We start from the raw sequence: 15,250 nt of genomic DNA, 5'->3' as shown, positions 1-15,250 counted from the left end.
ATTGCGACATCGCACAACATGGTTTCATCCTGAAACCGGTTTGCCTATGGCACCTTGATGAACGACAAGCGGTTTCCCCTGTTCCCGGTGCTGGCCGCAATGCTGGGCCTTTCACTTTTCTCGGTAATGGACGGGGTAATGAAAGCTGCATCGCTTGCCGTGGGCGCCTATGCCGCGATGTGCTGGCGCGGGCTTGCGGGCACAGCGATCATGGCGCCGCTATGGTTGTGGCGCGGACAGGGCTGGCCATCGCCAGAGGTGCTGAAAGTCCATGTGCTGCGAGGCGTGGTCGCCACGGTCATGGCCGTGCTGTTTTTCTATGCGCTGATCCGCCTGCCGCTGGCCGAAGGCATTGCCCTGTCGTTCATCGCACCTCTGATCGCGATCTACCTTGCTGCCCTGACATTGGGAGAAAAGGTGCGTCCCGCCGCGATCGGAGGGTCGGTCATCGCATTGGCAGGCGTGGCAGTGATTGCGGGCGGCAAGTTCAATGGCCCATCCGATATCGAAGCTGTCAAAGGTCTGGCCGCCATTCTGGTGTCGGCCGTTCTGTACGCTTGGAACCTCGTGCTGCAACGCAAGCAGGCTCTTGTCGCAAGGCCCGAGGAAGTCGCCTTCTTCCAGACACTCGTGCAATTTCTCTTTCTCGCCGTGGGGGCCTGGTGGTTCGCACCTTGGCCAGATGCCGATGTCTGGGGACTGATCGGGATTTCCGCGGTCCTGTCCACGGCTTCACTGATGCTGATGAGCTGGGCCTATGGCCGTGCCGAAACGCAGGTTCTCGCGCCACTGGAATACACCGCCTTTCTCTGGGCGGCGCTGGTCGGGTGGCTGCTCTTCGCAGAGCCGGTCACGCTGCCCATGCTCGTCGGCGTGACCCTGATCGTAGCCGGCTGCATTTACGCAACCCGATCCGTTAGAAATACAGCCTGAGCGTCAGTTTTTGCAATTGCGAAGCATTAAATGCCAATAGCGGCAAATTCGGCGCTTACTGGCGAAAAATGCGGCCCTCCCGCCCTTGACGCGTCCGCGCTTTGCGCGCATCGCCCTCTCGCTTTCAGGCCGTAACTCGCCGCGCCGCCACGGGCCTTTGGTCCAAGAGCGATTCCCCGCGTGGCACCGTACAGCAACGGCCGCGACAGGAGGGAAGACGCACAGCCATGACCCAGGTCGGACAGGATACGCTCGGCACCCGCAGCACGATGAACGTGGGCGGCAAGGAGTTCGCCTACTATTCGCTCAACAAGGCCGCCGCCAAGTTTGGCGACATCTCGCGCCTGCCCTTCTCGATGAAGGTGCTGCTCGAGAACCTCCTGCGCTTCGAAGATGGCGGCTTCACCGTCTCGACCGACGACGTCAAGGCCGTGGTCGACTGGCAGAAGAACCCCACCGAATCGAATAACGAGATCCAGTACCGCCCGGCGCGCGTTCTGCTGCAGGACTTCACCGGCGTGCCCTGCGTGGTCGACCTTGCCGCGATGCGCGATGCCATCGCCACGCTCGGCGGTGACACCAGCAAGATCAACCCGCTGGTGCCGGTCAACCTCGTGATCGACCACTCGGTCATGGTCGACGAGTTCGGCCATCCCAAGGCCTTCGAGCAGAACATGGAGATCGAGTACGAGCGCAACATGGAGCGCTACGACTTCCTCAAGTGGGGTTCGAAGAGCCTCAACAACTTCTACGCCGTGCCCCCCGGCACCGGCATCTGCCACCAGGTCAATCTCGAGAACATCGCACAGACGGTGTGGACGTCCGCCGACCAGAACGGCGTGACCGTCGCCTATCCTGACACCTGCGTCGGCACCGACAGCCACACCACCATGGTCAATGGCCTTGGCGTGCTCGGCTGGGGCGTCGGCGGGATCGAAGCCGAAGCGGCCATGCTCGGCCAGCCCGTCTCGATGCTGATCCCCGAAGTCGTCGGCTTCAAGTTCACCGGCGAGCTCAAGGAAGGCGTCACCGCCACCGACCTCGTGCTGACCTGCACCAACCTGCTGCGCAAGCACGGCGTTGTCGGCCGCTTCGTCGAATACTTCGGCCCCGGCCTTGCCGCGCTCAGCCTTGCTGACCGTGCGACTCTCGCCAACATGGCCCCCGAATACGGCGCCACCTGCGGCTTCTTCGGCATCGACGAAAAGACCCTCGATTACCTGCGCCTTACGGGCCGCGAGGAAGCGCAGATCGCGCTCGTCGAAGCCTATGCCAAGGAGCAGGGCTTCTGGATCGATCCGTCGATCGAACCGATCTTCTCCTCGACTCTCGAACTCGATCTGTCGACCGTGGTGCCCTCGCTCGCTGGCCCCAAGCGTCCGCAGGATCGCGTCTCGCTTCCCGAAGTCGACGACGTGTTCAACGCCGACATGGCCAACACCTACAAGAAGGCGCAGCAGCGCGTTCCGGTGGCGGGCACCGACTACGACATCGGCGACGGTGACGTGACTATCGCGGCGATCACCTCGTGCACCAACACCTCGAACCCCGGCGTGCTGGTAGCGGCTGGCCTCGTCGCCAAGAAGGCCAACGAGCTGGGCCTCAAGCCCAAGCCCTGGGTCAAGACGTCGCTGGCCCCCGGAAGCCAAGTGGTCACCGACTACCTCGTCCGCGCAGGCCTGCAGGAGCACCTCGACGCGGTCGGCTTCAACCTCGTCGGCTATGGCTGCACCACCTGCATCGGCAACTCGGGCCCGCTGTCCGAACCGATCAGCAAGGCGATCAACGACAACGGCCTCGTCGCCGCCGCAGTGATCTCGGGCAACCGCAACTTCGAAGGCCGCGTCTCGCCTGACGTGCGCGCGAACTTCCTTGCCTCGCCGCCGCTGGTCGTAGCCTATGCGCTCAAGGGCACGGTGATCGAAGACTTCACCACCACCCCGATCGGCAAGAGCAAGGACGGCGCAGACGTATACCTCAAGGACATCTGGCCCTCGAACAGCGAAGTCGCCTCGACGATGGCTGGCTGCATGGATCGCGCGATGTTCCAGGCCCGCTATGCCGACGTCTACAAGGGCGATGCGCATTGGCAGGCGATCAACGTCACCGGTTCGGAAACCTACCAGTGGCGCGCCGGGTCGACCTATGTCGCCAACCCGCCGTACTTCGAAGGCATGTCGATGACGCCGGCTCCGGTCAGCGACATCATCGAGGCCAAGCCCCTGCTGATCCTCGGCGATTCGATCACCACCGACCACATCTCGCCGGCCGGCTCGATCAAGGCCGACAGCCCGGCAGGCAAGTGGCTGATGGAGCACCAGGTCTCGAAGGCAGACTTCAACTCCTACGGTGCGCGCCGTGGCCACCACGACGTGATGATGCGCGGCACTTTCGCCAACATCCGCATCAAGAACGAAATGGTCCCCGGCATCGAAGGCGGCTTCTCGCGCTATGGCGATGAAGTCGGCTCGGTCTACGACGTTGCCATGAAGCACAAGGCCGACGGCGTTTCGACGGTCGTGATCGCGGGCAAGGAATACGGCACCGGTTCCAGCCGCGACTGGGCGGCCAAGGGCACCAACCTGCTCGGCGTCCGCGCCGTGATCGTCGAAAGCTTCGAGCGCATCCACCGCTCGAACCTCGTCGGCATGGGCGTGCTGCCGCTGCAGTTCAAGGAAGGTCAGAACCGCACCTCGCTGGCGCTCTCGGGCGACGACACTTTCACGATCAAGGGCGTTGCCAACCTGCAGCCGCGCCAGGACGTGGAAGTGGAAGTCACCCGCAAGGACGGCACCAAGCTGACCTTCACGGCGCTGTGCCGCATCGATACCGCCAACGAAGTCGAGTACTTCATGAATGGCGGCATCCTGCACTACGTGCTGCGGAAGCTCGCTTCGTAAGAGGCGGCTTCAAGCCAGACAGAAAGGGCGCGGGGACTTCGGTCCTCGCGCCCTTTTCCTTTTGCCCTCAGGAGACGCTCAGATGCCTGCGCCGCATCCTTTGCATTCCGGGTCACGCGCAATACGCATCGTGCGCAGGGAAGGCTTCAGGCCGTCAAATACGTGCAGTTGCCCCCACTGGGGATCGCCTAGCGTCGAGACGCCTTCCAGCAGCACCCGCATCGCCGCCATAGCACCGAACGCGCCGACCATGCCGACCATCGCCCCCAGCACGCCAAGATCGGCGCAGGTATCGCAATCCTCGGCGTCGAAAGCATCGCCCACGAAGCAGCGATAGCAGGCGTGGTTTTCACGATGCCCGGCAAAGTTCGCCACCTGTCCCTGAAACCGCCCCAGCGCCGCGCTGGTCAGCGGCACGCCCGCCTTTACGCAGGCATCCGAGACGGCAAGACGCGTGGCGAAGTTGTCGCAGCCATCGAGTACCACGTCTGCCCCTGAAATCAGGTCAGCAGCATTGTCGCCCGTGATGCGGGTGACATGTGCGTTGACGGTCAGGGCAGAATCAAACGCCGCCACCCAGGCAGCCGCTGCCTCAGCCTTCGGCGTGCCGATGTCAGCCCCCGTGTAGATCGTCTGGCGCTGCAGATTGCTCGCCTCGACCACATCGTCATCGATCAGCGTAAGGCGGCCCACGCCTGCCCCGGCGAGATACTGCAAGGCGGGCGAACCGATGCCGCCCATGCCGATCAGCACCACGTGCGACGCCGCAAGCCGCGCCTGCCCCATCGCGCCCACTTCGGGCAGGACGATATGGCGGGCGAAGCGGTCTAGGCGGTCTGGCGTCATGCGACGCAGTTAGGGAAGAAAGGGAGGAAATGCGAGGGTCATCACCCTCGCGCTCCCGGGAATTGGTGCTTGGTTGCCCACATGCGCCCCGGCGAAGCCGGAAAGATCAAGCCGCTTCGCGGATCTGGCAATACACATCGAGCCTGCGCCAACTCATGGGAGCGCGAGGGTGATGACCCTCGCATTGCCCTTTGTCTTAGTCCTCCAGCTGCCGCAGCAGCGTCCGCACATCGCCATCCATGTCGGCATCGCGGGTGCGCAGTTCCTCGATCAGACGCACTGCGTGGATCACCGTCGAATGATCGCGCCCACCGAACTTTCTCCCGATCTCGGGGTAAGAGCGGGGGGTGAGCACCTTGGCCAAGTACATCGCCACCTGACGCGGGCGCACCACGGCACGAGCGCGGCGCTTGGACGCCATTTCGGTGCGGTCGACGCGGTAGAACTGGCAGACCGTGCGCTGGATCTCGTCGATGGTGATGCGGCGGCGGTTGGCCGAGAGGATGTCGGTCAGCTGCTCTTCGGCCAACTGCAGCGACACCGGCTGGCCGGTGAGCTGCGCATAGGCGATCAGCTTGTTAAGACCGCCGACGAGCTCGCGCACATTGCGGTTGATGGTGCGAGCAAGGAACTCGATCACGTCCGATGGCACCTGGGTGTTGCCGAAGCGGCCCAGACGATGTTCGAGGATCTTGCGGCGCAGTTCGATGTCGGCAGGCTGGATGTCCGCCACAAGGCCCATCGACAGACGCGAGAGCAGCCGCTGCTCGACGCCATCGAGCGCCTGCGGGGCACGGTCGGCGGCGACGACGAGGCGCTTTCCGGCGCTCATCAGCGCGTCGATCGTGTGGAGGAACTCCTCCTGCGTGCTCGCCTTGCCGATGATGAACTGGATGTCATCGACCAGCAGCATGTCGAAGCCGCGCAGGCGCGCCTTGAACTCGATCATCTCGTTCGACCGCATGGCCTGCACGAATTCGATCATGAACCGCTCGGCCGAGCAATAAAAGATGCGCGCGCCCGGCTTGTTGGCGGCAAAGGCATGGCCGATGGCGTGGAGCAGGTGTGTCTTGCCCTGCCCGGTCGAGCCCTTGAGGTAGAGCGGCGAGAACTGCGGGGTCTCGATCGCTGCCATGCGCTGCGCGGCGTTGACCGCCAGCACGTTGGCCGAACCCGAAACGAACTCGGCGAAGGTCAGCGAAGGATCGAGGCCAGAAAGCGCCGAATCGATCATTGCCGGGGCGGAATTCATGTGGGTGGGCACGCGGGCCTGAACTGGCGCTTCCCCGCCGATGCGCAGCTCGGGCATGGAGCGGCGGCGCGGGTGGACGGTGATGCGCACCTGGCGCACTTCCGAACGGGCGATCTTCCAGGCAAGGCTCAGCCGGTCAGCGAAGCGGTCCGCCACCCAGTTCGCCGAGAACTCGGTCGGCAGGAACAGGTCCAGCGTTCCGGTTTCCTTGCAGAAGGAGCCGAGCTGGATCGGCTTGATCCACTGCGCGTGCAATTGCGGGCCGAGATCCTTCTTCAGCCCCTGGCTGATGTCGGCCCAGTCTGCTGCAAGATCCAGCGCTTCCTGGTCCTCGATCATCGTGCTGTCTTTTCCCTTCCTGCCCACTGTAGTCCGCTCGTTGCCGATCCGGTCGGCTTGGGCCACGGCCGCCACATCGTGGCTGCCGGCCCCCCCTGCGAAATCATCAATCTTCACGCGTCGCTGCCCCGACTTCCCTGCCCGCACGCTGTCGGGCACGCAGGCACAATTCACCTGCCGCCCCGCCACGCACATGCGCGACAGACCCCGTTCGAAAAAATTTCCTGTGACGCCGATAGGCAGTGATTCCCGCCCCCGGTTCGCATTGTCTATTGGGGTTGGGGGGCATCACGCAAGCGGGGCGAGCGCAAAAAAACTGAAATAAATGCCCTTGACTCGCCTTAACCCGCAGATATGCGTCAAGTCACTGAAAAATAACGAAATTTACTTATGCAGTGGGTTTGAACCAAGCGAATCGCGTAGTTTCCGTGACTTGTTGCGACTGCACACTGTAACAATGCACAGCCGCATGCATGACACGTCGCAGAAACGAAAACGGCCGACGGGAAACCCGTCGGCCATGTTCCGTTTCTGTGCCCGAATCTGCGGGATATCCCTTAGGCCCAAAGAGGCAAAAGAGAATCACGCACAGGTCCGAATCTCCCGTCCCGACCTCCGGTCAGGCAGGAGCAGCCGAATCAGAGCGCGGCGACGCGCTTCGACAGGCGGGACATCTTGCGGGCAACGGTGTTCTTGTGGAGCACGCCACGGGCAACGCCACGAGCCAGTTCAGGCTGGGCTTCCTTCAGCGCCGCAGCAGCAGCCGTCTTGTCGCCACCAGCAAGCGCCGATTCGACCTTCTTGACGAAGGTGCGGATGCGCGAGAGGCGGTTGCCGTTGATTTCGGCGCGACGATCATTGCGACGGATACGCTTGCGGGCTTGCGGCGTGTTGGCCATGGTTTTCCTGTTTCTCGTGCCTTAGCGGGCGCACGGGGCGGCCGCATGAATTCTCGTGGGATGACGGGATATCCCGCCGGAAAGCGCGCCCCTTAACCGTGAGCGCCCGAATCGTCAACAGATTCGGCGCATCTCCACGCGCAGCCCGTCGCGCGGCTTGGGGATCGGCCATGCCTGCCACGAAGGCTCGGCTCCCGGCTGCATCCGCACCTCGAAGCGGGTGAGGATATGGTTGGCGAGCAGCTTGACCTGCATATAGGCAAAGTGGAGCCCGAGGCACATGTGCGCTCCGCCGCCGAACGGCGCCCAGGCATACTTGTGCCGTGAAGCGACCTTGTCGGGCGTGAAGCGCATGGGATCGAACACCTCGGGCGAATCCCAGTGCGCCGGATCGGCATGGACGGCGGCCGGGCTGATGCCGACCGGCGTGCCGGCCGGGATGCGGAAGCCGCCGAACTCGAACTCGCGCAAGGCCCGGCGCGGCATGTTGGGCACGGGCGGCATGAAGCGCAGCGCTTCTTTGAACGCCATTTCGGTCAGTTCCATCCGGCCGAGGTCTTCATAGGCCAGAGGCAGGCCATCTCCGCCGGTCACTGCCCGCGCCTCAGCCCTGAGGCGATCCTGCCATTCGGGGTTCTTCGCCAGTTGCCAGAACAGCACCGTGGCGGAAGACGTGATCGTGTCGTGCGCGGCCATCATCAGGAAGATCATGTGATCGACCACGACGTCCTCGGGCAGCAGCGATCCATCGTCCCGCGTGGCGAGCGCGAACTGGCTGAACATGTCCTGCCCCGGATTGGCCCGCCGCTCGCGCACCAGCCGCCCGAAGTATTCGACCATCAGGCGCCGCCCGGCAACGCCCCTGCCCATCTTGGTGAACGGCAGCGGCTTGCGCACCACGCCGACCGAGGCCTGGACCATGTCGACGAAAGCCTTGTTCAGCCGGTCGGCTTCCGGCCCGAGCGGCAGGCCGAGGAAGCTCGACGCCGCCGTGTCCAGCGTCAGCGCCTTGATCGCGTCATAGAAGCGCATCCTGCCGCCCCAGTTCTCCATCGCCGAGGCAATGCCGCTGTTGAGCACGCCGCAATAGGCGCGCATCGGCTCCGGCTTGAACGCGATCGACAGTGCCCGGCGGTCCACCCGGTGCGCCTCGAAATCCATCAGCATCAGCCCGCGCGGGAAAAGCAGGTTGAGCACCGGTCCCCAGCCCTGCTCGTTGGAGAACAGCTTGTCGCGGTCGAACAGCACCAGTTCGTTGGCATCCGCCCCGATCAGGTTGACTCCGCGCCGTCCGAAGCTGCGCGTGCGGAACACCGGGCCGTAAGTATCGACCATGCGCTTTTGAAAGCCCAGGGGGTCGGCCAGCTGCATCAGCGTCGTGCCGAGCACTGGCCAGCCGTCCTCGCCCGGAATGTGATCGAGCTTGTGATCGCCGCCCAGCCGCACCCAGTGCGGATTGGCGCGCTCTGTATGAAGGTTCGCAGCAACGTCAGGCGCGAGGCTGGCCATGCTATCTCCCGGTATTGTGGTTTAACCGGTTAATTAACATGGCTGTCAGCAGCAGCCAAGCGGGTTCTTCAGATCCAGCCCGAAAGCTCGCGCCGCGCCAGCGTCTCGAGCAGGCCCATGCCTTCGGCCCCGGCATTGAGGCATTCGAGCGCGGCAAAGTGCGTGCCGCCGGCCGCCTCGAAATCCTCCTTGCCCCTGATCGCCAGTTCCTCGAGCGTTTCGAGGCAGTCGGCCGAGAAGCCCGGCGCGGCAATGACCACGCGCTTCGTGCCCTTGCCTGCTTCTTCGACCAGAACGGTATCGGTCGCAGGCTCCAGCCACTTGGCCCGCCCGAAGCGCGACTGGAACGTCGTCACCAGCCGCAGGTCGGGATGGCTCTGTGCAAAGCGTTCGGCCAGCAGGCGCGAGGTCTTGCGGCAGTGGCAATGATAGGGATCGCCCAGGAACAGTGTGCGTTCGGGCATGCCGTGGTAGCTCAGCATCAGCACTTCGGGCGCAAAGTCGAGCGCGGCGATCTGCCGTGTCATGTCGGCATGGAGCGCGCCGATATAGGCCGGATCATCGTGATAGGGCGGCAACGTGCGTAGCGCGGGCAGGCGGCGACGCGCCTTGATCCAGTCGGCCACGGCATCGAGCGCCGAGGCGGTCGTCGCGCCCGAATAGTGCGGATAGAGCGGCGCCACGAGGATGCGCTCGCACCCCTCTGCCAGCAGCGCATCTAGCTCCTTTTCCATCGAGGGCGACTGGTAGCGCATGGCGTGGCGCACGATCGCGGCATCACCCAGCCGCGCCTGCAGCGCGCGGGCCTGCGCCTTGGTGATCGCGGCCAGCGGCGAGCCGTCCTCGCTCCACACCTGGCTGTAGGCATGGGCAGACTTCTTGGGCCGGGTGTTGAGAATGATGCCGCGCAGGATCGGCTGCCAGATCAGCTTCGGGATTTCGACAACGCGCGGGTCCGAAAGGAACTCCTTGAGGTAGCGCTTCACCGCGTTCACATCGGGCGCATCAGGCGTTCCGAGGTTGACGACAAGCACGCCGACTTTGCCGGTAAGCACAACAGGATGGTCGGCTGGGCGTTCCATTAGGGTCCTTAAATGAGGGCTCAGAGGCCTTCGGAAATCAGCGGCAGGCGGCGGAAGCGCACGCCCGTGGCAGAGAACAGGGCATTGGCGATGGCAGGGGCCACCGCAACCATGCCCAGTTCGCCGGGGTCGAACGGGTCTTCGTTGCTGTCGGCAAAGGCAATATCAACCTTCGGGCAATCGGCAAGCAGGGGAAGACCCAATTGCGAGAGCCTGCCCGCAAGGGGGCGCCCCTTGGCATAGCCGCTGGCCCCGCCCACAGCATGGGCTAGCCCGAACATCAGCCCGCCTTCGATCTGCTGGCGGGCGATGTCGATGTTCACGATGCGGCCGATGTCGACGTAGGCGCTCAGCCGCTCGACCCGCACCACGCCCGCCTCGCTACGTGCCGTGGCGACGACCGCGATCAGTCCTTTCGTCACCCTGCCGCCACCAAGGGCGAGCTCCATCTGGTGGCAGGCAATCCCCTGCCCCGAAGCCTCGATCCCGCCGCCCCACTGCGCCAGACGGCCCGCGCCTTGCAGGCATGCCACCAGTCGTGGCTCGCCCTCCAGCATGCCGACGCGGAACGACAGCGGCTCCTTGCCCGCCGCATGGGCGAGCTCGTCGACAAAGCTTTCGGTGAAGAACGCGGTATAGCCATGGGCCTGCCCGCGAAACCGCGCGGTCGGCTGACGCAGCGCCAGCGGCACCTGCTCCACCGCCTTTTCCGGAATGCGATAGAGCGGCATCGCGCCTTCGCATGCCATGGGATCGGCCTGATCCTGCAGATCGAGCGCATCCGTCACGCCCCAACCGTCGAGCAACCGCGCGCCGGACTCGAACGCGGTCGCAGGAACGGCCAGCCGCGCCCGCCAGCCGAGCACGCGTGTCTTGTCCGGGCTCAGCGCACCATCCAGCTGGGCCGAAACCGGCGTGCGGGGAATGCCGGCCAGCGCTTCCTGCCAGCGCGACCATGTCAGTTGCACCGGCTTGCCGATGACCTTGCAGATCGCTGCCACTTCGGCCGCGATCCGCACATCGAGCCGCGCATCGAAGCTGCCGCCTGCGTGCATCGGATAGACGATCACGTCACGCCGCGAGAGCCCCGCCGCCCGCGCCGCTGCGCGCCGTGCCCGCTCCGGTGCCTGCGTCGCGATCCACAGTTCGAGCAGCCCATGACGCAGCCGCGCCGTGGCGCTCGCCGTTTCCAGCGGGGCGTGGAAGGCAGGCTCGACATCGTAGCGCGCGGTCAGCGAAGGCTTGGCGAGCAGCGCATCGGGATCGCCCTCGGCCAGCAATCGCTGCGGCTCGCCCTTGGTCAGCGCCTTGTCGAGCGCAACCAGCACCTTCTCGCTGTCGGCAATGGGCCCGTCCGCCTTGAAACGCGGCTCCATTGCCCGCACCGCCTTGTCCGCCGAATGCCAGTCGGTCGCCACGGCCGCCAGCCACCGCCTGGCATGGACCACGCCAACCAGCCCGCGCACGGAAGCCGCAGCCTGCTTGTCGTAGCTCGACAGCACGCTGGCCCCCTGCGGCCCGTGGGCAATCGCGGCGAAGACCATGTCGGGCAGGCGCACGTCGCCTGCAAACGTGAAGCTGCCATCGACCTTGGCGGGCAGATCGAGCCTTGGATGGCGTGGCGGTGCGCCTTCGGGAAATTGCCCGGGTTTCTCGCGCGGGGGCTCGGCCCGCAGGACCGGGACGGCAGGTGGATCGTAGTCCACCGCTGTATCAAGCAGCTCGGCAAAGGACAGGCGCTTGGGCCCATGCGTCACGAAGCTGTCCTTCGTCTCGCACTCTTCCCAGCCCACGCCCCACTTGTCGGCGGCGGCCTGCGCCATCATCGCCCGCAGCGCCGCGCCCGCTTCGCGCAAGGGTGCTTCGAAAGCGGCCAGCGCGGTGCCATCGGCGGTGATCATCAGCGGCCCGCGCTCGGCATGAAGCCGCGCCAGCATGCCTTCCGCATCGGCGCCGAGCGAGGCGAAAGCGGGCATCCACAGCGGCGCCCACTTTGCCGAAAGTACCGGGTCGGCATAGGCCGGGCTGATCGGCGCGGCTTCCACCGCCACCTTGCGCCAGTCCGCGCCTGCCTCATCCGCCACGATCTGCGCAACGAGCGTGGTGATCCCCTGCCCCATTTCGCAAAAGGGCACCGCCACGGTCAGGATACAGTCGGCTTTACCGGCTGCCCCACCCTTGACCCGACCGACCTTCAGGAAGGCATCGACGACATGCTCGTCCTTGCCCGCCTCGAGCGGCACGGGATAGCGGCGGGGGATCAGCGGGAAGGCGATGAGCAGCGCGCCGCCTACCCCTGCTCCCACCAGCATCCCTCGCCGGGTGAGGCGCATGGGCCTCAGCGCTTCCCGTCAAGCCAGGCGAGCACCGCCCGCGCGATCGAGAGGAATGCTTCGGCCTGCGGGGTATCGCCTGCGGCAGGCGGATTGCCCGCATCGCTCTCGCGCCGGATCGCCATGTCCAGCGGCACGCGGCCAAGGAACGGCAAGCCCATCGTCTTCGCCGCTGCTTCCGCCCCGCCCACGCCGAAGGGATCGCTCTCTTCACCGCAATGCGGGCAGATGTATCCCGCCATGTTCTCGACCATTCCGACGATCGGCACCTGGCCCTGTTCGAACAGGCCGATCGCCCGCGTCGCGTCCATCAGCGCCAGATCCTGGGGGGTGGAGACGATCACAGCGCCCGCAGGCTTGTGCTTCGACAGCATGGTCAGCTGCACGTCGCCGGTGCCGGGAGGCAGGTCGACGACGATGATCTCGGTGTCGCCCCAATGCGCGTCGATCAGCTGGCCCAGCGCATTGCCCGCCATCGGGCCGCGCCACGCAATTGCCTGCCCGGGCTGTACCAAGTGCCCCATCGACAGCATCGGCACGCCCCACGGGCTTTCGATCGGGATCATCTTGTTGCCCTCGGCCTCGGGCTTGCGGCCTTCGGTCAGGAGCAGGCGTGGTTGCGAGGGACCGTAGATGTCGGCATCGACCAGCCCGACCTTGCGCCCCAGCCGCGCCATGGCCACCGCGAGGTTGGCCGATAGCGTCGACTTGCCGACGCCGCCCTTGCCCGATCCCACCGCGATGATTACCCGCGCCTTGCGCTCGGCGGTCATGCCGATGCGCACTTCGGCAACGCCAGCCTTCCGCGCAGCATCGCGCAGTGCCATTTCCAGCTTGTCGCGGTCGAGCCGGTCCAGCCCGCCCACTTCCAGCACGATCGTCGCGGCCTCGCCTGCCTCGCTCTTCGAAAGCTTGACCGACTGCAGACGGTCACCCGCCACCGCATTCAGCGCCTCGCGCAGCGCCTGTTCTTCGATGCTCACGCCATTTCCCTGTTCCGCTCCGCCTTGGAGCCTTCTCCTGCCCCCTAGCAGATGAATTTTCGGGAATGGACACTGTTTTTCGCGCTCGGCGTTCCTATAACGAATGCATGACAGACTTGGGCGGATTGATCGCGCGTTTTGGCCGGGGCCTTTACATGACCGGAAAGAAAAGCCCCTGGGGCTCTGGCGGAGGCAACGATGTGCCGCCCGCTGCCGATGGCGAAGGTTCTCCGCCGCCCTCTTCGCCTCCTCCGCCTGCCGAAGGCCCGCGCAACCCCTGGCTCCCACCCCAATCGGGTGAGCCTGCCAAGGACCCTGCGCGCCGCGGACCCAACATCGAAGACCTGTTCCGCAACCGCAAGGGTGGTGGCGGTGGCGGCGGTGGCGGGCGCGGCCCCAACATGCCCCGCCTACCGCAGCGCCCCGATGGCAAGTCGTGGGCGCCGGTCGGCATCGCGCTGATCGCCGCAGTCTGGCTCGGCACTTCGATGGTCCACCTGATCACGCCGCAGGAAAAGGGCGTGGTCACCACGTTCGGCTCCTATTCGCGCACGCTCGACAGCGGCACCGCGCTGACCCTGCCCTGGCCGATCCAGTCGGTGAAGGTTGAAGACGTCACCTCGATCCGCCGCGAATCGATTCCCGAGGGCGATGGCGAGAAGCTGATGCTGACGGGCGACCAGAACCTCGTCGACCTCACCTACCTCGTCCGCTGGAACATCAAGGACTTGAAGCTTTACATGTTCCAGCTGGCCGATCCCGACCAGACCGTGCGCGAAGTGGCCGAAGCCGCGATGCGCCAGTCCATCGCCGAGGTGAACCTCAACGACGCGATGGGCTCTGGCCGTCAGCAGATCGAACAGAACGTGCGCGACCGGATGCAGCGCGTGCTCGACGCCTATCGCTCGGGCGTGCTGATCCAGGGCGTCGACATCAAGAAGACCGATCCGCCAGCCAAGGTCATCGACGCCTTCAAGGAAGTGCTTGCCGCCCAGCAGGACGCGCAGAGCGCCATCAACCGCGCCCAGGCACAGGCCCAGCAGCTGACCGCCGGAGCGCAAGGTGAAGCCGCCGCCTTCGACAAGGTCTACGAGCAGTACAAGCTCGCCCCGGAAGTGACCCGCCGCCGCATGTACTACGAAACCATGGAGCGCGTGCTGAGCAAGACCGACAAGGTGATCCTCGAAACGCCCAACACCCAGGCCTATCTGCCGCTGCCCGAAATGAAGCGCAGCCAGAAGACGCAGGAAGGGGGCCAGTAAGATGAGCGCCATGCAAACATTCTGGCAGGAACGCAAAGTCCCGATCGTCGCTGCGCTGATCGCGCTTGCCGCCGTGGCCAGCTGCCTCAAGGTGGTCGATGAAAAGACCCAGGCCGTGATCATCCGCCTCGGCCAGCCCGAACGCGTGGTCAACCGCTTCAAGCCCGATGCAGATTTCGGACAGACCGGCGCGGGTCTGGTCTGGCGCATCCCGTTCATGGAAAAGGTGGTCGAGGTCGACAAGCGCATCCTCGATCTCGACATGGAGCGTCAGCAGGTCCTTTCGGCCGACCAGCGACGCCTCGAGGTTGACGCCTTCGCCCGCTTCCGCATCATCGATCCGGTGCGCATGGTGCAGACCGCAGGGACGACCGAGCGCGTTGCCGAACAGCTTCAGCCGATCCTCAATTCGGCACTGCGCCAGGAACTGGGCAAGCGCACGTTCGGCTCGCTGCTGACGGCTGACCGCGGCCGCGCAATGGAGCAGATTCGCCAGGGCCTTGATCGCGAAGCGCGCGAATATGGCGCGCAGGTGATCGACGTGCGGATCAAGCGTGCCGACCTTCCCGAAGGCTCCCCGCTCGAATCGGCCTTCACCCGCATGGCCACTGCGCGCCTGCAGGAAGCCGCCACCATCCGGGCACAAGGCCAGAAGCAGGCGCAGATCGTCAGTGCGACGGCGCAGGCCGAGGCATCGAAAACCTATGCCGACGCCTTCAACAAGGATCCGGCGTTCTACGATTTCTACCGGGCCATGCGCAGCTACGACGCCGTGTTTGCAACCAAGGAATCCAGCACCTCGATCGTGCTCTCGCCCGACAACGAATACCTCCGCCAGTTCAAGGGCAAGTAAAGTCTAACCTGAACGATACGGAACATCGTCATTCAAAGTCCGTTCATCGCAAGACGCGT

Annotated in this window: 11 protein-coding genes; 4 read left to right on the top strand and 7 right to left on the bottom strand. The window is 65.0% G+C overall.

Going from position 1 to position 15,250, the window contains the following annotated elements:
* Positions 1 to 57 precede the first annotated feature (57 nt).
* The gene (locus IQ25_RS08730; protein ID WP_144904820.1) at positions 58 to 933 is read left to right on the top strand and encodes a DMT family transporter; all 876 of its coding nucleotides are present in this window, start codon (positions 58 to 60) and stop codon (positions 931 to 933) included.
* Between the two features lie 227 nt (positions 934 to 1,160).
* Complete coding sequence (acnA, locus tag IQ25_RS08725; RefSeq protein WP_144904818.1) at positions 1,161 to 3,833, top strand: aconitate hydratase AcnA; 2,673 nt, start codon at positions 1,161 to 1,163, stop codon at positions 3,831 to 3,833.
* 78 nt (positions 3,834 to 3,911) lie between these two features.
* On the opposite strand, the gene IQ25_RS08720 is transcribed toward acnA, so the two are convergent.
* From IQ25_RS08720 to IQ25_RS08690, 7 genes are all read right to left on the bottom strand, one after another.
* The gene (locus IQ25_RS08720) at positions 3,912 to 4,679 is read right to left on the bottom strand and encodes a HesA/MoeB/ThiF family protein (protein WP_144904816.1); all 768 of its coding nucleotides are present in this window, start codon (positions 4,677 to 4,679) and stop codon (positions 3,912 to 3,914) included.
* 196 nt (positions 4,680 to 4,875) lie between these two features.
* On the bottom strand, positions 4,876 to 6,270 hold the full coding sequence (gene dnaA / locus IQ25_RS08715; protein ID WP_144905078.1) for a chromosomal replication initiator protein DnaA: 1,395 nt from the start codon (positions 6,268 to 6,270) through the stop codon (positions 4,876 to 4,878).
* A gap of 638 nt (positions 6,271 to 6,908) precedes the next feature.
* Positions 6,909 to 7,169, bottom strand: a complete 261-nt coding sequence (rpsT, locus tag IQ25_RS08710) for a 30S ribosomal protein S20 (protein ID WP_144904814.1) — start codon at positions 7,167 to 7,169, stop codon at positions 6,909 to 6,911.
* Positions 7,170 to 7,283: 114 nt separating this feature from the next.
* A complete protein-coding gene (locus IQ25_RS08705) occupies positions 7,284 to 8,678 on the bottom strand; it encodes a cytochrome P450 (RefSeq protein ID WP_144904812.1) in 1,395 nt (464 codons plus the stop codon).
* Between the two features lie 68 nt (positions 8,679 to 8,746).
* On the bottom strand, positions 8,747 to 9,760 hold the full coding sequence (gene hemH / locus IQ25_RS08700; RefSeq protein ID WP_144904811.1) for a ferrochelatase: 1,014 nt from the start codon (positions 9,758 to 9,760) through the stop codon (positions 8,747 to 8,749).
* A 20-nt stretch (positions 9,761 to 9,780) separates the two neighbouring features.
* Complete coding sequence (locus tag IQ25_RS08695; protein WP_181447208.1) at positions 9,781 to 12,093, bottom strand: xanthine dehydrogenase family protein molybdopterin-binding subunit; 2,313 nt, start codon at positions 12,091 to 12,093, stop codon at positions 9,781 to 9,783.
* Positions 12,094 to 12,098: 5 nt separating this feature from the next.
* On the bottom strand, positions 12,099 to 12,866 hold the full coding sequence (locus IQ25_RS08690; protein ID WP_246415716.1) for an Mrp/NBP35 family ATP-binding protein: 768 nt from the start codon (positions 12,864 to 12,866) through the stop codon (positions 12,099 to 12,101).
* A 365-nt stretch (positions 12,867 to 13,231) separates the two neighbouring features.
* On the opposite strand from IQ25_RS08690, the gene hflK reads away from it, so the two are divergent.
* Together hflK and hflC are read left to right on the top strand one after the other, a co-directional pair.
* The gene (hflK, locus tag IQ25_RS08685) at positions 13,232 to 14,338 is read left to right on the top strand and encodes an FtsH protease activity modulator HflK (RefSeq protein WP_181447207.1); all 1,107 of its coding nucleotides are present in this window, start codon (positions 13,232 to 13,234) and stop codon (positions 14,336 to 14,338) included.
* Positions 14,339 to 14,348: 10 nt separating this feature from the next.
* Positions 14,349 to 15,191, top strand: coding sequence for a protease modulator HflC (gene hflC, locus IQ25_RS08680; RefSeq protein WP_144905076.1), 843 nt, complete (start codon positions 14,349 to 14,351; stop codon positions 15,189 to 15,191).
* Positions 15,192 to 15,250 lie beyond the last annotated feature (59 nt).

It is taken from the genome of Novosphingobium taihuense (genome assembly GCF_007830315.1).
GTDB lineage: Bacteria > Pseudomonadota > Alphaproteobacteria > Sphingomonadales > Sphingomonadaceae > Novosphingobium > Novosphingobium taihuense.
This window is presented reverse-complemented; position numbering and strand designations above follow the sequence as displayed.